The 373-nt window shown below is 62.5% G+C and carries 1 protein-coding gene; it reads right to left on the bottom strand.

Translation table 11 applies throughout. The features are described 5' to 3' along the window. On the bottom strand, window positions 1-373 hold a 373-nt coding region (locus tag AC1DHL_RS30170; protein WP_478164390.1), incomplete at both ends, for an ABC transporter substrate-binding protein.

Below are 373 nucleotides of genomic sequence, written 5' to 3'. Positions count from 1 at the left end.
GTTGTTCGGCGTGTGCAGCGTGACGCCGAAGCCGTTGGGGTAGCCCGCCTCCGCGAGCAGCTTCTTGGCGCCTTCGGGATCGTATTTCACCGTCTTCAGGGCCGGGTTGTAGCCGAACAGCGTGGGCGGCACGAGGTTGTTGGTCGGCTCGGAAAGCCCTTCCATCAGCCGGTCCTTGATGCCCTGCCGGTTGATGGCCATGCTGATGGCGTTCCGCACGCGCGCATCCTTGAGCGGATTCTTATCCATCGGCTGGCCGTCCTTGGTGGTGACGTACGGCGACTTGTCGCGCTTGGCATCGAAAAACAGGTAGATCACGCGGTGCGAGATCTTGCTGAAGAACGACAGCTTCGGGTCCTGGCGCACCTTGGGC

This window comes from Variovorax sp. 10L426, assembly GCF_056395305.1.
This window is presented reverse-complemented; position numbering and strand designations above follow the sequence as displayed.